Below are 20,189 nucleotides of genomic sequence, written 5' to 3'. Positions count from 1 at the left end.
CTGTCGCCCGGCCGGATCGGGCGGATCGAACAACGGACCAATCAGTGCGACAGCTTGCGGCGCAGGCGATAGCGCCCGTCGCGAAAGGCCTCGAACATTTCGGTTACCGATGGGTGATCGACCGGGCCGGCCTCGGCATCGGTGATCAGGTTCTGCTGGCTGACATAGGCGACATAGCTGTTTTCGCCGTTTTCCGCGAGCAAGTGGTAAAACGGCTGCTCTTTGTCGGGGCGCACGTTTTCCGGGATCGACTGATACCAGTCTTCGGAATTGGCAAACACCGGATCGATGTCGAAGATCACCCCGCGAAAATCGAACAGCTTGTGCCGTACAACCTCGCCGATTGAAAAACGTGCCTCGCAGATCGGCGGCGCCACGATTTCACGGCCGCTCTGGGCCGAAAAGTAATTCCCTCGTTCCATAGCGGGTATATAGGGCTGCCCGCCCCGGCAAACAAGCGAGCCTTGGTGCAATCGATCACCCTTCCTGTGGCGGCCAACGCTTTTTACGCTTGGCAAGGTCGGAACCATGCGCTAACGGCGCGCTTCCCGACCCGGACCGCCCCTGTGGCGCCCGACGACACTTCGCGGAGAGGTGGCAGAGTGGTCGAATGCACCGCACTCGAAATGCGGCATACTCGTAAGGGTATCGAGGGTTCGAATCCCTCCCTCTCCGCCACTTACCATTCGAAACGATCATGCAGGCCAAGGGGCCTGTTTGGCTGGCAGCGCGCCATTACGATCATTTCCCGGGACGCAGCGCGACCCGCAGGCCGATCGGCGTGATGATCGCCGCCAGCGCTGCGCCAAACAGCAGCTTGGCGGCCAAGGCCGCCGCCAGCGCAAGCTGCGTTCTGCCGATCAGCGCCAGGGTTGCCGTGGCACAGCCCACTGCCACCGCCGCGCTGCCCAACGCCAGCAGCAGTGCGGTCTGCCACAATGTGTGCGGCAGCGGCAGGCGGGTTGGCCATGGCGCCATCCTGCCCGCGCGCACGGCGCGCCGTGCGATGGTGCCGGGCACGAGTGTGGCCATCAGCGCAATCATGAAGGCCTGCGGTCCGAAATCGAACACATAACCGCCCACACCCCACACCGTAACCGGCCGCCTGAATCCGAACACCAACCCGAAGAACACCAGACTGAACGCGCTGTTGATGATCACGCTGACCAGCGTTTCGCGGCGGATATAGGCAGTGACGGGTTTCATGCAGTGGGGTTCCAACCAGATCCGGGGCGGCGGCGCAGCGGCGGTTTCAGCATGACAGCGATCGCAAGTCCACCGCATTGCGCCGCCGCACGATCCCGTTTGCAGGCCGGGCGGGCGCGCCGCAACGCCCGGTTTTGCGGTGATATGCAGCGCTGGCTTGACAGCGCGCCAGCAACAATCATATTTATGTGATAAATCGGAATCAAAGCTGAATCGCTTGGGAGGGACTACCATGAAGTACAAAACGATCCTGCTGACATCGCTTGCCGGTGTCATGCTGGTTCCTGCGGTCGCGCGCGCCGCAGATGATGCGGCCGCGGCACCCGACACATCCTCGATCATCGTGACCGGCCTGCGCGCCAGCCTGCGCGATGCCTTGCAGGCCAAGCGGGTCAGCACGCTGGTGGTCGACACGATTTCGTCGAAGGACATCGGCGCCTTGCCCGATATCACCATCGCCGACGAATTGAACCGCCTGCCGGGTGTCAACGCCTCACGCGATCGCGGCAACGACAGCCAGGCCTCTGTGCGCGGGCTGGGGCCCCGGCTGGTGCTGGGCCTGGTCAACGGGCGCGAAGTGGCCACATCCGAACCCGATCGCAACGTGCGCTGGGAAATCTACCCTTCCGAAGACGTGTCGTCGGTCACCGTGTACAAATCGCAGGATGCCAGCCTGATCGACGGCGGCGTGGCTGCGACAATCGATATCCGCACTTTGCGCCCGCTCGATTATGTCGGATCGCCGCTGATCGTGCGCGCCGGGGCGCAGTACAACAATGGCGGCAAGGACATCCCCAGCTACAACCGGTGGGGCGAACGCGGCAGTCTGCAATATGTGGCCAAACTGTCGGACACGTTCGCGCTGTCCGCAGGTGGCAGCTATCAGAAACAGCGCAACGGCAAGCTTTCGTTCCAGGGCTGGGGCTATAACCAGGCCAACACCTTCGGCGACAATGCCCCCACCTATAACGGCAATGCGGTCAACGCGCCCTATGGGGCGCAGACAGAACTCGACGCCACCACCGAAACCCGCTGGAGCGCGACCGCCGCGATGCAGTGGAAGCCGACGGCCGATTGGGACATCAACGCCGATTTCCTCTATTCCGACGTCAAGATCGCCGAGCCGCAGTATCAGCAGTGGTATGGCAACAGCAACGGCTGGGGCGACTGGGGCGGCACGATCGGTGCGACCGGCGACATCTATCAGCCGGGCAGCTTCACGCTGGCGGGCAACGACATCGTGGCGGGCACGCTGCACAACTATTCGTCGGTCACCAATGTCATCGCCGACTATACCGAAGACAAGCACTTGCTCGCCACCGGTCTGAACGCGAAATACAGCAATGGCGACAACACGTTGAAATTCGACGGGTCCTATTCGCAGGCCGTGCGCACCAATTCGTGGTACGCAGCGGAATCGCAGGTCTATCCGCAGTCGGTCACGTTCAACACCGCCGCCAACGTGCTGCCCAGCGTCAGCGAAAGTTCCGACCCGGCGGCGCCCGGCATCCAGAATTTCAACACCACCGGCGACACTGGGCCGCAACGTCTGTCCGACAGCCTGGGCGCGTTGCAGATCGATTTCTATCACCGGTTGCACGACAGCTTTTTCACCGGGTTTGGCGTGGGCTGGCGCGCGGCGGCGCGGACCAAGACGTTCACTTCGGGCAGCGCGACGGTGTCGATAAACGCCGCTACCCCGGCGCTGAGCGAATTCAGCGTGAACAACACCGGCGTGACCGTGCCCAACTTGCTCTACGCCGATTTCAACCAGCTTGTTTCGGTCAGCAATGCCACCGCGACGGGCGATGACACGCAATACTGGCGCGTGACCGAGGACACCTATGAAGGCTATGCCAAGGCTGATTTTGCCGGGAACGCCGGCAGCGTGCCGTTTGCGGGCAATATTGGCGTGCGCCTGGTCGATGTCAGCACGGGGTCATCGGCGTTCCTGGGCACGACATCGTACAGCAACACGCTGGGGGCCAATGTCACCGCGTTTCAGCCGGTCTATTTCGGCAACCACTATTTCCGTGCGCTGCCCAGCCTGAATGTCAACTTCACGTTGAACCCTGACTTGCTGCTGCGTGCCGGTGTGGCCGAAGTGATGAGCCGTCCGCCGCTCGACGAGCTGCGCGCGGCGACCAACCTCAGCTATTATCCGCCCACTTATCTGCAAGGGGGGTCGGGCAATCCGCTGCTGCATCCGTTCATGGCGACGCAGGCCGACTTGTCGGCGGAATGGTATTTCCACAAGGATGCGCTGTTTGCCGTGGCCGGCTATTACAAGAATGTCGGCACCAACATCGGCTATGGCCAGTCGATCGAGACGATCGCCGGCACGCCCTATACCATCACCGGGCCGCAAAACGGGCCGGGCGGGCATATCCTGGGCAGCGAAATCACGTTCCAGACGCCGTTCTATTTCATCCCCGCGCTCGATCATTTCGGCGTCTATTCGAACGTCGCGCTGGTTACGTCCAACCTCAAGGAACTGGCCCCGGTCAGCAATCCGTTCCCGGCGGTGGGGCTGGCCACGTTCACCAGCGAAACCGATCTGTGGTATTCGGGCCATGGCATCGACGCGCGCGTCGGCCTGAAGCATCACAGCCCTTATACCGCGATATTCGGCTGGAACGCCGCAGTGCTGACCCGGCTCGATTCCGAAACGACGCTGGGGGCAAGCATTTCCTATGCGATCAACCGTTCGCTCAGCGTGCGGTTCCAGGCCAACAACCTGACCAACCAGGCCGCGCGGTACTATTTCAACAACGATCCCAACCAGATCGCGCGCTTTGAAAAGTATGGCGCCAACTATCTGGCGGACATCACGTTCAAATACTGACCAAGCAAGGGGCGCCCCACCGGGCGCCCCTTTTATTCAGGGCCTGGACGCGCCGTAATCCTGGCTGAGGAAATCGAACACCGGCAGTGCGGCATGGCGCGTCAAATCGAACCAGGCCGCATTTTCCCAAGTTGATCCGGTGCCCCAGCGGGTCTTGCACCGGGTCGAGACCCAGTCGGGCGCCCAATAGACCACGCCGCTGCCGCCGCTGGCGACGACAGTGCGGGTCAGATCGATCATATAGCGTTTCTGGTCTGCGGGCGTTGCGCGATAGCCGGGGGCCAGCGCGTGTTCGCCCAGCACATTGCCGCTGCTGTCGGCACCCTCCAACGTGAACGGATAGGCGGTTTCCACCACCACCACTTGCGCGCCATAGCGCGCGCGGGCGGCGGCGATCACTTTGCCCAGCCCCGAAAAGCTGTATTTCGACCATTCGGAATAATAGCTCATGCCGATCAGATCGTAATCGAGCACACCCGCCACGGTTGCCGCATCGAACCACGGGATCACGTTTTCGGGCTGGGCGATATGCAGCATGACCTTGATGGGCGCGTGATGCGCGCGGGCCACTTCGCGCACCGCCGCTATCCCTGCGTTGATCAGGCGCGCATCGCGCGGCCAGTCGATCGGCTTGTCCTTGTTGCCGCCCAGCATTTCCGAATTGATCTCGTTGCCGACTTGCACCCATTCGGGCAACTGGCCTGCCGTTGCCAGCCTTTCGAGCACATCGCGGGTATAGTCGTGCAGCGCGGTTGCCTGCGCAGCGGTGTCGAGCCCAGCCCAGGCAGCGGGCGCGCGCTGCTTGTCGGCATCGGCCCAATCGTCGGAATAGTGGAAATCGAGCAGGACTTTCAGCCCGGCATCATGCGCGCGGCGGATCGATTTGAGCACGTCGTCATACGTGCTGTAATGCGTCCAGTCGGGATTGTTCCAGATGCGGATGCGCGCGATCGTGCCACCCGACGCCTTGAGCAGCACGAACGGATCGGCGCCCTGGCCATTGGCGTCATGGAATTTTGCGCCGCAATCCTCCATCTCGTTGGTGAACGACAAGTCCGCGCCCAGATCGAGCGGGGCGGCGTGAACCGGGGCGGCAAGCAGCGTTGTCGCGAGGAACCAGTGGCGCATCAGCGATCTCCGTAAAACAGCAAGTCGAGCGTGGCATCGGTCAGGCCTTCGCCCGACACCACCAGACGCGCGCCGCCGGGTTGTCCATTGCTTTGCACGATGGCCTGGGCCAGGCCGTTGAACGCGCGGCGTGTGGTGCCATGGTCGGGCTCGGTCGAGGTGGGATTGCCATTTCCCACCCCGATCAGCCGCGCCGCGCCGCTCAATGCAAAGCGCAAGGGCGTATCGGCAGTGGGCACCGGGTTGCCCGCCGCGTCGAGCACTTCGACGCGCACGGCCGCACAATCATCGCCATCGGCGCGCAACCGCACGCGTTCGGCGCCGACCGACAGCCGTGCAGGCGCCCCGGCGGTGACCCGCCGGTCGCGCGCGACAATGTGGCCATGGTTGCGGCCGACCGCTTCGAGCACGCCGGACCGATAGGGCACCTGCCACACCAGATGTCCGTTTTCGGGCATCGCCTTCACCCCCAGGCTGGCGCCGTTGAGCAGCAGTTCGACGCTCTGGGTGTTGCCATGAACCCAGACCTCGATCGGTTGACCTGCCTTGCCCGGCCAGGTCCAGTGCGGCAGCAGATGCACCAGCGGTTGATCGCGGCGCCACCAGGCCCGGTAATAGTAGGCGTTGTCCTTGGGGAAACCGCACAAGTCGTAGGCCCCGAAATAGCTCGAAGTGCTGGGATACGCGGCGTAGGGCGTGGGTTCGCCGCGATAGTCGAACCCGGTCCAGATGAACCCCCCGGCGATCCCCGGATTGGTCGCCACGATCGGCCACCATTGTTCGGCGGTGGCCGCCCACCAGGGATGTTCGGTGTCATAGGCACGCACGACATGGGCTGCGGCGTCGTTGGCATAGGCGCCGCGTGTGGCCACCGTGCTGGCGGTTTCGGTGCCGATCACTGGCACATCGGGATGGGTGGCCTTGAACGCGGCGATCTGGTCGGTGCGGTAGTTGAAACCGACCACATCGATCGCCGTCGCCGCGCCCGGTTGATACCACCCGCTGTCCATCGCCTGGGTGGTCAGCCGCGTGGGATCGAGCGACTTGGCGCGGGCGACCAGGGCGCGCGACAGGCGTGCGCCGCGCTCGGTGCCCTGATGGCCCTCCTCATTGCCGACCGACCACAGAATGATCGAGGGATGGTTGCGGCTCGACCGGATCATGCGATCGAGCTGGTCCAGCCCTTCGGGGCCGTCGCTGTTGAGCCGGGTTTCGGCAATCATCATCATGCCGCGCGCGTCGCACAGATCGAGCAGCGCCTGCGCCGGCGGGTTGTGCGCGCTGCGCCAGGCGTTGGCGCCCATGTCGCGCATGCGGGCGATGCGCCAATCATGCAACGCGGCGGGGATCGCGGTGCCCACCCCGGCATGGTCCTGGTGGTTGCACACCCCCATCAGCTTGACCGGACGGTCATTGAGGAAAAACCCCTGCCGCCCGTCGAAGCGCAGGCTGCGAATGCCGAACGGGGTTTCGACCCGGTCGATCGCCACGCCGTCAATCAGGACTTCGCTGACCAGCCGATAGAGCGCCGGGTCTTCCACCGACCACAGTCGCGCTGTGCCGAGCCGCACCGTGCAATCACGCGCGGCGGTCGCGCCTGCTGCCAGCAGGGCAGGGGGGCAATCGGCGTGGCCGACGATCTGACCGTCTGGGGCGATTACGCTGTGGCGCAGCGTGAGCGACGCGGGCGTGGTGCCCAGATTGGCGCAATCGGTGGTGATTGCGATATCCGCGCCGCCATCGCGCGGGGTGGCGCGCACAAACACGCCCCATTGCGGAATGTGTTGCGCGGGTGCCGACACCAGCGTGACCGGGCGATAGATCCCCGCGCCTTCATAGAACCAGCCTTCGCCCAGGCTGGCATCGACGCGCACGGTCAACTGATTGGGGGTGCCGTCATAGTTGCAGAAATCGGTGATATCGACGCGGAACGGGGCATAGCCGCTTTCACTGCCGCCAACGTGATAGCCATTGACGATGATCATCGAGGCACGGAACACGCCGTCGAATTCCAACCACACCGCGCGGCCCCGGTCCGCCGCCCCGACCGGCAGGCGGCGGCGATACCAGCCCACGCTGTTTTGCGGAAAATCGCGGCCGATCGCGCGAAACCCGTGTGCGGCGGAAAAATCTTCCTTGCCCTTGGGTACCGAGGCGGGCGGGGCATAGCCGAGCGTAACCGCCCAATCGTGCGGCACGCGCACAGTATCCCACCGGCTGTCGTCGAAATCGGGCGCGGCGGCGTCGGTCAGCTCAAATCCCGGTTTGGCGAAGCTGCGCTGCCAGGCGCCAAACCCGAAATCGCGCGCGGGATCGGCGGCATGGCCAAGGTGAAAGCGCCAGCCATCGGCCAGCACGGTTTCCCGGCGCAGTGGGGTGATGTCCTGCGCGGGCAGCGGCGCCGCACGCGCAGCGGTCGAAACCGCCCCGGCCAGCGCACCGGCACCTGCAAGCAGCGAACGGCGATCGATCATCGGCATGGCAAGCGGACCTTTCTGTCAGAATTCAAACGGGGGCAGGGCGCGCGTGTGGCCGACCATCATGGCATCGGCGACCAGCATCAGCGGGCGATGATCGACTTCACTGGCGCCGCCATCGATCATCGCGGCAAACCGCGCATAGAGCCGGGCATATTCGCCATCGGCATCGGTGGTCTGTGGCTGGTCGTCGATGCTCAGCCGGTGCCCGCCTTCGCTCAGGCGCAAGGTGCCGGCATCGGTATCGATGGTGATGTCCCATTGCGGCGTGCCCGGGTGCGCGATCGACAGGTCACACGTTACTGGCGCCTGCCCGTCGTGCAGCATCGTCACCTTTGCCTCCATCGGCGCAACGCGGTTGGCGGGCACCGCCAGATCGGCGGCCACGACTTCGAGCGTGCCGTCAAGAATATGGGTCAGCAGCGAAAACGCGTTGATCGCCGGATCGAACACGCCAAAGCCGCCCGCTGCCAGCAGCCAGTCCTGCCCCGGATGCCATTGGCGGATGTCTTCACGCCAGACGATGCGTACCGCCGCGATCTGCCGCCCGGTCAGCCAGGCGCGGGCCGCATCGGCGGCGGCGGTTTCGCGTGAATGCCAGGTGGCCATCAGGCTGATCTGGGCGGTACGCGCGGCACGCGACAGCGCCTCGACCTGGCTCAGGCTGGCGGCGGGGGGCTTTTCCAGCATGACATGGCGCCCTGCGGCAATCGCCATGCGGGCCAATCCCGCGCGCACCCCCGGCGGGGTGCACAGGCACACCGCATCGATCGCATCGCCACCGGGCGCAGCAAGCATCGCGGCCAGATCGGCATGGGCGGGAATCCCCTCGATCGACCCGTGCGGGCTGGCGGTGGCCACCAGTTCAAAACGGGGATTGCCACGAATGGCCGGGATATGTTGATCCTGGGCGATCTTGCCGACACCGACCAGTCCCAATCGAATCAAAGATTTATGCATCCAGACCATCCTCCGCTTTACTTTTATATGATATATATGCTTATATCGGTCAACCGGTCGCAAAGCTTGCGGGAATCGTCTAGTCAGGCCGGGTCGATCGAGCAGGAGCCTGGAAAGCATGTCGGAAGCACCCCGAACCCCGCGCCTTCGTTCACGCGCATGGTTCGACAACCCTTCGTCCCCCGACATGACCGCGCTCTATCTCGAACGCTATCTCAATTACGGACTGTCGATCGACGAGCTGCAATCCGATCGCCCGATCATCGGTATTGCCCAGACCGGCAGCGACCTCAGCCCATGCAACCGGCACCATCTGGTGCTGGCCGAACGCGTCAAGGACGGCATCCGCGATGCGGGAGGCATCCCCATCGAATTTCCGATGCACCCGATCCAGGAAACCGGCAAACGCCCGACCGCCGGGCTCGATCGCAATCTGGCCTATCTGGGTCTGGTCGAAACGCTGTTCGGCTATCCGCTCGATGGCGTGGTGCTGACCATCGGGTGTGACAAGACCACCCCGGCGTGCCTGATGGCGGCGGCCACCGTCAACATTCCGGCGATCGCGCTGTCGGTCGGCCCGATGCTCAATGGCCATTTCCAGGGCCAGCGCACCGGCAGCGGAACGATCGTGTGGAAAGCGCGCGAACTGCTGGCCAAAGGCGAGATCGACTACAAGGGCTTTATCAAGCTGGTCGCATCGAGCGCGCCGTCGACCGGCTATTGCAACACGATGGGCACCGCGACGACGATGAATTCGCTCGCCGAGGCGCTGGGGATGAGCCTGCCGGGCAACGCGGCGATCCCCGCGCCCTATCGCGATCGCGCCGAATCCGCCTGGGCCACCGGGCGCCAGATTGTCGAAATGGTGCAGGCCGACCGCAAGCCGTCGGATATTCTGACGCGCGCGGCTTTTCTCAACGCGATCCGCGTCAATTCGGCGATCGGCGGGTCAACCAATGCGCCGATCCACCTCAACGCCATCGCGCGCCATATCGGCGTCGAACTGTCGCTCGATGACTGGCAGGACCATGGTGCCGATGTGCCGCTGCTGGTCAACCTGCAACCGGCGGGCGACTATCTGGGCGAGGATTATTATCGCGCCGGCGGGGTTCCGGCGGTGATGGGCGAATTGTATCGCGGCGGGCTGCTCGATGGCGGCGCGCTCACCGCCAACGGGCGCACGGTTGCCGAAAATGTCGGCGATGTGGTGATCGAAAACGAGGATGTGATCCGTCCGCTGAACCGTCCCTTGCTCAACGGTGCCGGGTTGACCGTGCTGCGCGGCAACCTGTTCGACGCGGCGGTGATGAAGCAGAGCGTCATCTCCCCTGATTTCCGCGCGCGCTATCTGGCCGATCCTGCCGATCCCGAAGCGTTTGAAAGCCCGGTGGTGGTGTTCGACGGGCCCGAGGATTACCACGCGCGGATCGATGATCCGGCACTGGGGGTGACCGATCGCACGATCCTGGTCATTCGCGGGGCGGGGCCGATCGGTTATCCGGGCGGCGCCGAGGTGGTCAACATGCGGCCCCCCGCCGCGCTGATCCGCGCCGGGATCGACGCGCTGCCGTGCATCGGCGACGGGCGTCAGTCGGGCACCAGCGGCAGCCCCTCGATCCTCAACGCCGCGCCAGAGGCCGCCGTGGGCGGCGGTCTGGCGCTGTTGCGCACCGGCGATGTGGTGCGTATCGATTTGCGCAAAGGCCGCGTCGATGTGCTGATCGATGAGGCCGAGCTGGCGCAGCGCCGGGCGCAAAACGCTGCCGATCCGTTCACCGGCCCGCCCAGCCAGACGCCGTGGCACGAGATTGCGCGCGCCGAAACCGGGCAGTTCGATGGCGGGGCGGTGATCGAACGCGCGGTCAAGTATCAGCGCATCGCGCAGACGCGCGGGCTGCCGCGCGACAGCCACTGAAGGGCGGCGGTCATGCCACACTGGACTGTGCTGCCGCGTCCCGGCAATCGGCGCGATCTGCTGGGCGAGGGCATTTGTTATGTCGCGCGCGAAAACGCGCTGTTTTGGGTCGATATCCTGGGGCAGCGGCTGCACCGGCGTGGCCTTGACGATGACGCCTATGCCGAATGGGACATGCCGGACCTGATCGGCTGGGTGATCGAACGCGCCGATGCCCCCGGTTTTGTCGCCGGGCTGCGCTCGGGGTTTCACACGCTCACGCTCGATCCCTTTGCGCTGGTGCCGATCGGCCATCCCGAGCCCGATCTGGCGGGCAACCGCATGAACGATGCCGTGGCCGACCGCCATGGGCGCATCTGGGCCGGCACGATGAGCATGGATGGCAGCCGCGACAGCGGCGCGCTCTATCGGCTCGATCCCGACATGACCTGGATGCGCGCCGATGGCCCCTATCGCATCGCCAATGGCCCCGCCATCGCGCCCGACGGACGCACGCTCTACCACACCGACAGCGCGCGCGGCGTGGTCTATCGCTTTGCCATCGACGAAGCCGGGCAATTGGGCCCGCGCGAGACCTTCGTGGCGTTTCCGGATGCCTGGGGTTCGCCCGACGGCATGACCACCGACAGCGAGGGCGGGGTGTGGATCGCGCATTGGGGTGGGGGCTGTGTCAGCCGTTTTACCCCTGATGGGCAGCGCGAACGCTGGATAGATTTGCCCGCCAGCCAGATCACCCGGCCCTGTTTCGGCGGGCCGCAGCTTGACCGGATGTTCGTCACCAGCGCCGCCGATGGCGTGGATGAGGCGATGGCGGGGTGTGTGTTCGAAATCGACCCCGGCGCACGCGGTGTGCCCGCGCACCGGTTTGGCGGCTAGGCGTGGTGGTGGGCCTGTTCGGTGGCAATCACGGTCATCACGTCACCGATGATCGCGGTCATCGCGGCATGGGCGCGCGCCGGATCGCCCGCGCAGATCGCATCCTTGACCGCGCCGTGCGCGGCCAGATCGGCGGTGCGACCGACAATGCGGTTGGTAAAACGGATCGAAGTGCGCAACGCGGTCGCCACGACATCGCGAAACTGCGCAAAGAACGGATTGCCCGACGCGCGCAGGATCGCCAGGTGAAATGCGATATCGGCGTTGAGCCCGTCATCGTCGCCCGCTTCGGCGGCGACCATCCGCGCAAAGCCCGCCTCGATCAGCGCCAGCCCGCGCGCATCGGCGGTCTGCGCGGCCAGCGCGGCGGCGGCCGGTTCGATCGCGGCGCGCAATTCGTTGAACTGGCGCAGCAATTCGGGCGAGAATTTGCGTTCGAGCAGCCAGCGCAGCACATCGGCATCGAACAGGTTCCAGTTGGCGACCGGCTGCACACTGGTGCCCTGACGCGGACGCGCAGTCAGCAGGCCCTTGGCAGTCAGCATCTTGACCGCCTCGCGCGTGACCGAACGGCTGACCCCGTGTTCTTCGGACAAGTCCGCCTCGGTCGGGAACGGCGTTTCGGCAAAGGCACCCGTGACGATCTGGCGCCCAAGGTGTTCGAGCAGGCCATACGTCAGGTTGCGTCCGAGCCCGCCGCGCAGATCGTCTGTTTCGCTGCTCATGATGCGCCTCCGGTATCAATTCATTTTAATCATATAAATAGACATGCGGCCAGGTTGGCAAGGCATTTGGGGGGAGTGGCGTCGCAATGAGGTTGTCGGCAATCGATACGGCGATGGTGATTGCCTATGCGGTGTTCATTTTCGGACTGGCGCAATGGGTCAGCCGCAGGAAGGCGGGCGCGGTCGAAGACAGCGCGGGCTATTTCCTGGCCGGGCGCGCACTGCCGTGGTGGGCGATCGGTGCATCGCTGATCGCCGCCAACATTTCGGCCGAGCAGATCGTCGGCATGGCGGGATCGGGCTATGCCATCGGGCTGGCCATCTCGTCCTACGAATGGATGGCGGCGGCGACCCTGCTGATTGTCGGCAAGTTCTTCCTGCCGGTGTTCCTGAAAAACCGCGTGACCACGATGCCCGAATTTCTTGAGGCGCGGTTCGGCCCGACCATCCGCACGGTGATGGCGGTGTTCTGGCTGGTGCTCTATGTGTTCGTCAACCTGACCTCGATTCTGTGGCTGGGCTCGATCGCGGTGCGCGAAGTGGCCGGGGTTGACCAGGATCTGGCGCTGGCGGGGCTGGGGCTGTTCGCGCTGGCCTATCAGTTCCGCGGCGGGCTGCGGGCGGTGGCGCTGACCGATATCGTGCAGGTCGTGCTGCTGGTGCTGGGCGGGCTGATCATCAGCGGGCTGACCCTGGGCAAGATCGGCGCCGGGCATGGTATCATGGCAGGCTTTGCCACCCTGCTGGCGCGCGTGCCCGACCATTTCCACATGATCCTGAAACCGGGTGATCCGCATTACAAGGATCTGCCGGGGCTGGGCGTGCTGATCGGCGGGATGTGGATCGCCAATCTGTCCTATTGGGGGTTCAACCAGTATATCATCCAGCGCACGCTGGCGGCCAAATCGCTCGACGAAGCGCGCAAGGGCATCGTGTTTGCCGCATTCCTCAAATTGCTGATGCCGATCATCATCGTGCTGCCCGGCATTGCCGCGGTGCTGCTCGCGCCCGATCTGGCCAAGCCCGACAACGCCTATCCGGCCATGATGCACATGCTGCCGCCGGGTCTGCTCGGGCTGGTGTTTGCCGCGCTGACCGCCGCGATCATCGCCTCGACCGCCAGCAAGATCAATTCGATCGCGACGATCTTCACGCTCGACCTTTACAAGCGGCGGATCGATCCTGCCGCCAGCGAGGCGCGGCTGGTTGCCGTGGGGCGGATCACTGCCGTGGTGGCCACGGTAATCGGCATTGTCGCGGCGCGGCCCTTGTTGGGCAGCATGGATCAGGCATTTCAGTATATCCAGGAATTTTCGGGGTTCGTGACGCCGGGGATCACCGTGATCTTCCTGACCGGGCTGTTCTGGCCACGCGCGACAGAAGCCGGCGCGCTGGTCGGTGCATTGGCCAGCGTGGTGTTGAGCGCGGTGTTCCGCTTTGGCGGGATCGCGGCGCTGACATCGGTGCCGTTCATGACCCGCATGGAACTGGTGTTCTTTGCCTCGCTCGGGCTGACCGTGGTGGTCTCGCTGGTCCAGGCACCGCCCGTGCGGCGGGGGCTGGGGATCATGGAAGGCGTGTCGTTTGCCACCAGCCGCAGCTTTGCGGCGGCCGCGGCGCTGATCGTGGCCATTCTGGTGGCGCTCTACTGGGTATGGTGGTGATATGACCGGCAATCTGATCGCGATCGACTGGGGCACCACCAACCGCCGGGTCTATCTGCTCGATGCGGCGGGCCAGGTGTGCCGGACCGAACGCAACGGCATGGGCCTGCTGGCGGTACCGGCGGGGGGCTTTGCCGAAGAAGTGGCGGCGATCCGCGCGCGGTTTGGGGATTGGCCGGTGATTCTGGCCGGGATGGTCGGATCGGCGCGCGGCTGGATCAATGTGCCCTATCTGGACTGTCCGGCCGGCATTGCCGATCTGGGCGCGGCGCTGCACTGGCTCGACGATGGCCGTACCGCGATCGTGCCGGGGCTGGCCGATCCGGCAGGCGACGTGATGCGCGGCGAAGAAGTACAAGTGCTGGGCGCAGTCGCCGGCGGTCTGGTGCCCGACACCGCACTGCTGTGCCAGCCGGGCACGCATTGCAAATGGGCGCGCGTGGCGGATGGTCGGCTGACCACCTTTGCCACCGCGATGACCGGCGAGGTGTTTGCGCTGCTCAAGGCGCACAGTCTGCTGGCCGATTTTCTGGGCGGCGACGTCACCGATGATGCGGCGTTCCGCGAAGGCGTGCGTGACGGGCTGTCGGGCCGGTTGACCACCCTGCTGTTCCGGGTGCGCGCCGCCGCGCTGCTGGGGCGCCGCCCGATCGAGCAGAGCGCCGCCTATGCCTCCGGCCTGTTGATCGGCCACGATGTCGGTGGCGAAGACCTTGCGGACGGACAAGTGGTTCATCTGCTGGCCGATCCGCAGCTTGGCGCGCTCTATGCCTCGGCCATCCGCCTGGCCGGGGGCACCCCGATCATCATCGACAGCCACGCCGCGTTTGTCGCAGGCGTGACCCACATCTGGAAAGCGAGCCAACCATGACCCCATCCGACAGCTTGTTCCACAACGCGCTGGCGCGCTGCCCGTTGGTGGCGATCCTGCGCGGGGTGCGCCCCGACGAAGTCTGTGACATCGGCGACGCCCTCGTCGAGGCGGGCTTCGCGATGATCGAGGTCCCACTCAATTCGCCCGACCCGCTCGATTCGATAGCGCGCCTGGCCGGGCGCTACGGCCCCGACGTGTTGATCGGCGCGGGCACTGTGTTGCGCGTGACCCAGGTTGCTGCGGTTGCTGCGGCAGGCGGGCGGCTGATCGTGTCGCCCAACGTCGATGCGGCGGTGATCCGTGCCAGTGTCGCGGCGGGGCTGGTGTCGTTGCCCGGCTATTTCACGCCGACCGAGGCGTTTGTTGCGCTCGATGCCGGGGCTCACGGGCTCAAGCTGTTTCCCGCCGAAGCGGCCAGTCCGGCCGTGCTGCGGGCCCAGCGCGCGGTGCTGCCGGCAACCACGCCGATGTTTGCGGTCGGCGGGGTGGGGATCGACAATCTGGCGATCTGGATGGCCGCCGGGGCACAAGGCGCGGGGCTGGGTTCGGGGCTCTACAAGCCCGGTCTGACCGCGTCCGAAGTGGCGCAGCGCGCGCGCGCCTATGTGGCGGCGATCCCGCTCAGGGATTGATGATGCGCTGGGTGGCGGCCTTGATGGTCGCCTCGATCCGGGTGGCCGCGCCCAGTTTGGTGCGCGCGTTGTCAGCGTGGAAATCGACTGTCCGTTTTGACAGGCCGAGGATCTGTGCGATTTCCGACGAAGTCTTGCCGCGCGCGGCCCAGGTCAGAATTTCGATTTCGCGCGGGTTGAGATGCACGGTCACCGGCCAGATATCGCTTTTGGGCGTGCGGTCGAGCTTTTGCCGGATGATCGCGTCGAGCAGTTCGAAATCGACGGGCTTGGTCACATAGTCGTCCGCGCCCAGATTGCGCGCCTTGATCATCGAATCGCGATCGGTGAATGCGGTCAGGAACAGGAACGGCATGTGCCCCAGGCGCGGGTTCATCTCGGCCAGCCGCGCCAGGATGTCGAACCCCGACAGCAGCGGCAGGCTGATATCGCACAACACCAGATCCGGGCGTTCGGAGAGGATCAGCCGCAGCCCTTCGGCGCCATCGTGCGCCTGGCGCACCTGATACCCGCGCTCGCCCAGATCCTCGGCCAGCAGCGTTGCCGTGTCCTTGTCGTCTTCGATGCACAAGATCACGGGTGACACGCTAGCCATGACGGTACGAACTTTCTCCTTGGCCGCTCCATAAGCCTTCAGATGCAGGCATACAAAGCCGATTTGCAGCCCGACGTCCGCAGCCCGTTGATATCGCAGGCTGCGGACCGGCGCGTCAGAAGTGGAGGATTACGTCGGCCGAAGCCATCAACTGGTGGTTCTTGGCCTGGCTGGCATCGCCGGTGGCCAGATTGATGTTGAAGGCTGCAGCATCGATCGATCGATAATAGACAATTTCGGGGCGCACCTCGATCTGCGGTGAAAACCAGTGCTGCCAGCCGATGCCGGTTTCCCAATACCGCGTCTTGGTGCCGGTGCGCTGGCCTTCCTCGTCGTTGTAATATTCGGTGCGGAACGACAGATTGTCGAGCGGGTCGGGTTCCCAGTTCAGATACGTCAGCATGGTGAACACGTGCGCGGTGCACGACACCGCGTTGACATTGGCGCATTGCGCGCCGCCCGGGCCGTTGAAGGGATAGAACTGCGGGCTGAACGGTGTCCCGCCCGCTTCATAGATCGCCAGACCAGGTGACCCGGCGTCAACGTTGACGACCTTTTTCTGGTAGAGCGTATAGCTTTCAAACGCGATATGCGTGGTGTCGGTGAACTTGTGGTAATATGTCCCGCCCCACCATTGCAGGTTGTTATAGCCCCAGTTGCCGGCATTGATCGCATCGCCGCAAAGGTAGATGTTGTCGCGCGCCGACTGGTTCTGATAGCGAATGCATGCGGTAACCGATGGCGTTGACCCCGGATCGCGCTTGAACGTCGCGTTGGGATAGAGCGTATCGGCGGTGGTGGCATTCTGGCCCAGTGCGTTGATATAGGGGATCGCCGCGCCATATTGCTGCACCGCATAGTTGGGCAGTTTCTGATCAGCGTTCCAGAACGCGGTGTCGGACCCCATGCTGACACCCAGTTGCAGAAACAGGTTCTTGGTCGCTGCCAGCGTCAACTGTATGCCATTGTTGGTATAGTTGTCATAAGTATACGTCAGCGAATGGGTATACATATAGTTGTTGGGCGCCAATTGCGCCTCGATATCGGGCAAGGCGATATAGCGGCCAAAGCGGATCATCAGGCCCTGTGCGACCTGCGGAATGAAGATCTCGCCATAGATCATCGGCATGTCATAGCCGTTGGCCTTGTTGCGCTGGAACAGCCCCTGATCGACCAGAAACCCCCGGCTGGCGGTATAACGATAGTCGGTGCCATAGATGCCCGACACACGAAATCCCCAGTCGACATGATCGTTCTGCACGGTATCGGGCGTGCGTTCGACATAGAGCACCGCCTGGTCGAGCATCACCGTGTTGGGCGCAAAGGCATAGGCCGCCGGCTGGTTACCCTGCCGCACATTGCTGGTCGACAGGTTGCCGCCGACATCGACCCAGCCATAGGCCTGGATATGGGCTTTGGCCATGGCCTGGCCCAGCCCGGTATCGCCGATCGCCACCATCAACGGGCTGTCGACCGAATTGGGCCGGTTGACCCCCAGCAGCGTGGTGCCCCCATAGGAATATTCGGTGAACGGATAAGGCGGCGATGTGGCAGGCGCGGGCGCCCAGTCGGCGCGGCGCGGCGCCGGGGCATTCGGATCGACTTCGAGCGGGGAGGCTGCCAGGCCCCATTCGGCGGCCTGATAGTTGAAGAACCGGCCGATCACGCTGGTGCCGAGCGCGGAATCCTTGATCGTGGCGGGGTTGGCCGGGGTCGATGCGGCGGGCGCCGATGCAGGCTGGTCGCCCGAAGCGCTGTCGGGGGGCGCGGCGTGTGCGGCGGTTGCGCCCGACAGCGCACTGCCCAGCAACAGACCGGCGTAGAGCACGGAGGAAGGTTTGGTCATCGATTGCCCTTATAAAGCGCGAACCGCCTCAAGCGTCCTGGCGGAGGTGACGGTTCGATTGCCATCCACGATTGCGAGGCAGCGCCAATCCGCACTGCTTCGCAATCGGGACAACTGCGTGCACTTGTAAAATCGGCCCATGCGCAATTCCCGGACTGCGCCGGAAATTGCGCATGGTGGCGATCACCAGTGGATGATGATGTCGCCCGACACCAACAACTGGTAGTTTTTCCCCTGCGACGTATCGCCGGTGAAATTGTTGTTGTTGAAGGCCTTGGTATCGAGCGAGTGGTAATAGACGATTTCGGGGCGGACTTCGATCTGCGGCCCGAACCAGTGCTGATACCCGAACCCGACCGAATAATAGCGGGTCTTGTAGCCGGTGCGCTGGCCTTCTTCGTCGTTGTAGAATTCTTCGCGGAACGAAATGTTGTTCAGCGGGTTGAATTCATAGTTCCAGTACGACAGTTCCGTCGCGGAACGGGCGGTACAGGAAACCTGCGTGGTGTTGTTGCACTGCGCCGCGCTGGGCCCGTTGAACGGATAATAGCCCGGGTTTGCGCCATTGTTGAAGGTCGGGCTGAACGGCGTGCCGCCGCTCTGCCAGATATATTGGCCGGTGGTTTCGCCAGGATTCTGTCCGGCATAGGGCACCGCGGCCTGATAGTTGAGGTTCAGGACATGGCGCTGGAACAGCGTGTAGGTTTCGAACGCGACGTGGAACTTGTTGGAAAACTTGTGGTAATAGGTCATGCCGAACCACTGGAGGTTGTTGTACCCCCAGGTGCCGTTGTCGATCGCGTCCATGCACAAGTAAAGGTTGTCGCTGGCCGAATCCGACTGATACCGCGCACAGGCGGTGAACGCGGGCTTTGACCCCGGGTCGCGCTTGAACGTGTTGCCGGGGAACAGCGGATTGGGCAGATAGTTGGTAAGGGTCTGGTGCGCGTTCCACAGTGCGGAATCGGTGCCGGCCGCAACCGCAGCCTGCAGGAACAGGTTCTTGGTGACCGCCAGCGTCAGCGCAATGCCTTCGTTGGTATAGTTGTCATAGGTATACGTGATCGAGTGCGTATACATATAGTTGTTGGGCGCGAGCTGTGCCTCGATATCCGGAACCGAGATATAGCGGCCTACACGGATCAACAGCCCCTTGGCTATGTGGGGAATATACAATTCGCCATAGATCATCGGGATATCCAGCCCGTTGACCTTGTTCCGTTCGAACAGCCCCTGATCGACAAGGAACCCGCGCGAGGCGGTGTAGTGATAGTCAGACCCGTAGACACCGCCAACGCGGAAACCCCAGTCGACATGGTCTTCCTGCACGGTATCAGGCGTGCGTTCCACATAGAGCGCCACCTGGTTGAGCAATACCGTATTGGGATCATAGGCATAGGCCGCAGGCGCGTTGCCGCCCTGCACTTTGCTGGTCGACAGGTTGCCGCCGACATCGACCCAGCCATAGGTCTGGATATGGGCCGACGACAGTGCCTTGCCCACGTCGGTGTCGGCGATCGCCACCATGAACGGGCTGTCGACCGAGGCAGCACGATTGGCCCCCAGTGCGGTCGCCGCGCCATAGGGCCATTCGGTGAAGGGATAAGGCGGCTGCGTGACCGGTTGCGGCGGGAAATAGCCGCGCCGTCCGGGAGGGGCATTGGGATCGGTCGCCAGCGGCGAGGCTGCCTGGTTCCATTCGGCGGCCTGATACTTGAAGAACCGTCCGATGACGCTCGTGCCCAGCGAGGCATCGGTGATGGTGGCGGGTGCCGGCGGTGTTGCTGCAGGTGTGGCGGCTGGTGCGGTCTGATCGCCCGATCCAGTCGGCGTTCCGGCGTCGGCTGATGTGCTGACGACGGCGCCATCGGCTTTGTCGGCAGCGGCGAAGGCTGGCATTGCGGTGGTCGCAAGCGCCAGCCCCACGCAATACGCGAGGTTATGCTTTCGCATGGTTTTTTGAGCCCCAGTTTGTGGTGTTTCACCACTTTTTGTACTTTTGGGGGTCGATACGCCGTTTTATCATTTGTGCCCCGGATGCATGCATCCAGCGCACAGTTCCCACCGGTTATGGTCGTATCAATCCCAATCATTCGAGTGGGGCATGGCACCTGCTTACGTTGCCACCCCCGAGTTCCGGGCTACCCAACAAGGGTGGACGTTTAAACGCCTTTTATATTTGACCCCACTTTCGCTAATGCAGTGTTGCAGCGCAGCAACGGTTGGTTTCGTTTGCATCCAATAAATATGCGCAACTTTATATCCATATTGGTGGAATTTTAGCAATCAAGCACTACCAAGTTGCTAAAAAAGCAGCATTTAATACGTCGCTTTGCGAATCACCAAATTGATCATTTGCGCGCATGCGTGATTGTCATCAGTGGTTTTTTTGACGGCGCGCATATACGGACCGGACTATGCGGATAAAAGAGGCCCCGAAACCGCA

General features: G+C 63.7%; 15 protein-coding genes and 1 tRNA gene. 7 read left to right on the top strand and 9 right to left on the bottom strand.

Annotated features, from left to right (window positions below):
• Positions 1 to 41 precede the first annotated feature (41 nt).
• The gene (hspQ, locus tag AQZ49_RS02295) at positions 42 to 422 is read right to left on the bottom strand and encodes a heat shock protein HspQ (protein ID WP_067612205.1); all 381 of its coding nucleotides are present in this window, start codon (positions 420 to 422) and stop codon (positions 42 to 44) included.
• A gap of 166 nt (positions 423 to 588) precedes the next feature.
• Here hspQ and AQZ49_RS02290 point away from each other — a divergent pair.
• Positions 589 to 678, top strand: a tRNA-Ser gene (locus AQZ49_RS02290).
• Positions 679 to 741: 63 nt separating this feature from the next.
• Here AQZ49_RS02290 and AQZ49_RS02285 read toward each other — a convergent pair.
• Positions 742 to 1,206: a hypothetical protein gene (locus tag AQZ49_RS02285; protein WP_067612200.1), complete on the bottom strand. Its 465-nt coding sequence runs from the start codon at positions 1,204 to 1,206 to the stop codon at positions 742 to 744.
• A 232-nt stretch (positions 1,207 to 1,438) separates the two neighbouring features.
• On the opposite strand from AQZ49_RS02285, the gene AQZ49_RS02280 reads away from it, so the two are divergent.
• On the top strand, positions 1,439 to 4,051 hold the full coding sequence (locus AQZ49_RS02280; protein WP_067612197.1) for a TonB-dependent receptor: 2,613 nt from the start codon (positions 1,439 to 1,441) through the stop codon (positions 4,049 to 4,051).
• Positions 4,052 to 4,087: 36 nt separating this feature from the next.
• Here the strand turns inward: AQZ49_RS02280 and AQZ49_RS02275 are convergent, their stop codons facing one another.
• Genes AQZ49_RS02275 through AQZ49_RS02265 form a run of 3 tightly spaced genes read right to left on the bottom strand, consistent with a single transcriptional unit; the run spans position 4,088 to position 8,604 of the window.
• Positions 4,088 to 5,179 (bottom strand): glycoside hydrolase family 53 protein, encoded by a 1,092-nt coding sequence (locus AQZ49_RS02275; protein WP_067612194.1) that lies wholly within the window; start codon positions 5,177 to 5,179, stop codon positions 4,088 to 4,090.
• Positions 5,179 to 7,659 (bottom strand): beta-galactosidase GalA, encoded by a 2,481-nt coding sequence (gene galA, locus AQZ49_RS02270; protein ID WP_067612191.1) that lies wholly within the window; start codon positions 7,657 to 7,659, stop codon positions 5,179 to 5,181. Before galA ends, AQZ49_RS02275 begins: the two co-directional genes overlap by 1 nt.
• 18 nt (positions 7,660 to 7,677) lie before the next feature.
• Positions 7,678 to 8,604, bottom strand: a complete 927-nt coding sequence (locus AQZ49_RS02265) for a Gfo/Idh/MocA family protein (RefSeq protein ID WP_369819053.1) — start codon at positions 8,602 to 8,604, stop codon at positions 7,678 to 7,680.
• Between the two features lie 130 nt (positions 8,605 to 8,734).
• Here AQZ49_RS02265 and AQZ49_RS02260 point away from each other — a divergent pair, with 130 nt between their 5' ends.
• Together AQZ49_RS02260 and AQZ49_RS02255 are read left to right on the top strand one after the other, a co-directional pair.
• The gene (locus tag AQZ49_RS02260) at positions 8,735 to 10,531 is read left to right on the top strand and encodes an IlvD/Edd family dehydratase (protein ID WP_067612185.1); all 1,797 of its coding nucleotides are present in this window, start codon (positions 8,735 to 8,737) and stop codon (positions 10,529 to 10,531) included.
• Positions 10,532 to 10,543: 12 nt separating this feature from the next.
• Positions 10,544 to 11,407, top strand: a complete 864-nt coding sequence (locus AQZ49_RS02255) for an SMP-30/gluconolactonase/LRE family protein (protein WP_067612182.1) — start codon at positions 10,544 to 10,546, stop codon at positions 11,405 to 11,407.
• On the opposite strand, the gene AQZ49_RS02250 is transcribed toward AQZ49_RS02255, so the two are convergent.
• A complete protein-coding gene (locus AQZ49_RS02250) occupies positions 11,404 to 12,132 on the bottom strand; it encodes a FadR/GntR family transcriptional regulator (protein WP_067612179.1) in 729 nt (242 codons plus the stop codon). The two genes, AQZ49_RS02255 and AQZ49_RS02250, sit on opposite strands and share 4 nt — an antisense overlap.
• An 86-nt stretch (positions 12,133 to 12,218) precedes the next feature.
• Here AQZ49_RS02250 and AQZ49_RS02245 point away from each other — a divergent pair, with 86 nt between their 5' ends.
• From AQZ49_RS02245 to AQZ49_RS02235, 3 genes are read left to right on the top strand one after another with little or no spacing between them, the layout of a single operon-like run.
• Positions 12,219 to 13,796: a sodium/sugar symporter gene (locus AQZ49_RS02245; protein ID WP_067612175.1), complete on the top strand. Its 1,578-nt coding sequence runs from the start codon at positions 12,219 to 12,221 to the stop codon at positions 13,794 to 13,796.
• Position 13,797: 1 nt separating this feature from the next.
• Positions 13,798 to 14,667 carry a 2-dehydro-3-deoxygalactonokinase gene (locus tag AQZ49_RS02240; RefSeq protein WP_067612172.1) on the top strand — a complete coding sequence of 290 codons (870 nt, stop codon included), beginning with the start codon at positions 13,798 to 13,800 and terminating at the stop codon, positions 14,665 to 14,667.
• A complete protein-coding gene (locus AQZ49_RS02235) occupies positions 14,664 to 15,302 on the top strand; it encodes a 2-dehydro-3-deoxy-6-phosphogalactonate aldolase (RefSeq protein WP_067612169.1) in 639 nt (212 codons plus the stop codon). Before AQZ49_RS02240 ends, AQZ49_RS02235 begins: the two co-directional genes overlap by 4 nt.
• On the opposite strand, the gene AQZ49_RS02230 is transcribed toward AQZ49_RS02235, so the two are convergent.
• The 3 genes from AQZ49_RS02230 to AQZ49_RS02220 all read right to left on the bottom strand — a co-directional run bounded on the left by AQZ49_RS02230 (position 15,292) and on the right by AQZ49_RS02220 (position 19,642).
• Positions 15,292 to 15,888 (bottom strand): response regulator transcription factor, encoded by a 597-nt coding sequence (locus AQZ49_RS02230; RefSeq protein ID WP_197410881.1) that lies wholly within the window; start codon positions 15,886 to 15,888, stop codon positions 15,292 to 15,294. The genes AQZ49_RS02235 and AQZ49_RS02230 overlap by 11 nt on opposite strands.
• Before the next feature lie 124 nt (positions 15,889 to 16,012).
• The gene (locus AQZ49_RS02225; protein WP_067612163.1) at positions 16,013 to 17,743 is read right to left on the bottom strand and encodes an outer membrane beta-barrel protein; all 1,731 of its coding nucleotides are present in this window, start codon (positions 17,741 to 17,743) and stop codon (positions 16,013 to 16,015) included.
• A gap of 183 nt (positions 17,744 to 17,926) precedes the next feature.
• Positions 17,927 to 19,642 carry an outer membrane beta-barrel protein gene (locus AQZ49_RS02220; protein ID WP_197410880.1) on the bottom strand — a complete coding sequence of 572 codons (1,716 nt, stop codon included), beginning with the start codon at positions 19,640 to 19,642 and terminating at the stop codon, positions 17,927 to 17,929.
• Positions 19,643 to 20,189: the final 547 nt, after the last annotated feature.

It is taken from the genome of Novosphingobium sp. FSW06-99, from assembly GCF_001519065.1.
Taxonomy (GTDB): domain Bacteria; phylum Pseudomonadota; class Alphaproteobacteria; order Sphingomonadales; family Sphingomonadaceae; genus Novosphingobium.
The sequence above is the reverse complement of the archived record's forward strand: the minus strand, read 5'-3'. Positions and strand labels throughout refer to the sequence as shown.

What these genes read in the sequence shown, in the direction of transcription:
- AQZ49_RS02260 (WP_067612185.1), top strand. Translation starts at nt 8,735, where the DNA reads ATGTCGGAAGCACCCCGAACCCCGCGCCTTCGTTCACGCGCATGGTTC.
- AQZ49_RS02275 (WP_067612194.1), bottom strand. Translation starts at nt 5,179, where the DNA reads ATGCGCCACTGGTTCCTCGCGACAACGCTGCTTGCCGCCCCGGTTCAC.
- AQZ49_RS02255 (WP_067612182.1), top strand. Translation starts at nt 10,544, where the DNA reads ATGCCACACTGGACTGTGCTGCCGCGTCCCGGCAATCGGCGCGATCTG.
- AQZ49_RS02240 (WP_067612172.1), top strand. Translation starts at nt 13,798, where the DNA reads ATGACCGGCAATCTGATCGCGATCGACTGGGGCACCACCAACCGCCGG.
- AQZ49_RS02285 (WP_067612200.1), bottom strand. Translation starts at nt 1,206, where the DNA reads ATGAAACCCGTCACTGCCTATATCCGCCGCGAAACGCTGGTCAGCGTG.
- AQZ49_RS02220 (WP_197410880.1), bottom strand. Translation starts at nt 19,642, where the DNA reads ATGCCAGCCTTCGCCGCTGCCGACAAAGCCGATGGCGCCGTCGTCAGC.
- hspQ (WP_067612205.1), bottom strand. Translation starts at nt 422, where the DNA reads ATGGAACGAGGGAATTACTTTTCGGCCCAGAGCGGCCGTGAAATCGTG.
- galA (WP_067612191.1), bottom strand. Translation starts at nt 7,659, where the DNA reads ATGCCGATGATCGATCGCCGTTCGCTGCTTGCAGGTGCCGGTGCGCTG.
- AQZ49_RS02235 (WP_067612169.1), top strand. Translation starts at nt 14,664, where the DNA reads ATGACCCCATCCGACAGCTTGTTCCACAACGCGCTGGCGCGCTGCCCG.
- AQZ49_RS02280 (WP_067612197.1), top strand. Translation starts at nt 1,439, where the DNA reads ATGAAGTACAAAACGATCCTGCTGACATCGCTTGCCGGTGTCATGCTG.
- AQZ49_RS02250 (WP_067612179.1), bottom strand. Translation starts at nt 12,132, where the DNA reads ATGAGCAGCGAAACAGACGATCTGCGCGGCGGGCTCGGACGCAACCTG.
- AQZ49_RS02225 (WP_067612163.1), bottom strand. Translation starts at nt 17,743, where the DNA reads ATGACCAAACCTTCCTCCGTGCTCTACGCCGGTCTGTTGCTGGGCAGT.
- AQZ49_RS02245 (WP_067612175.1), top strand. Translation starts at nt 12,219, where the DNA reads ATGAGGTTGTCGGCAATCGATACGGCGATGGTGATTGCCTATGCGGTG.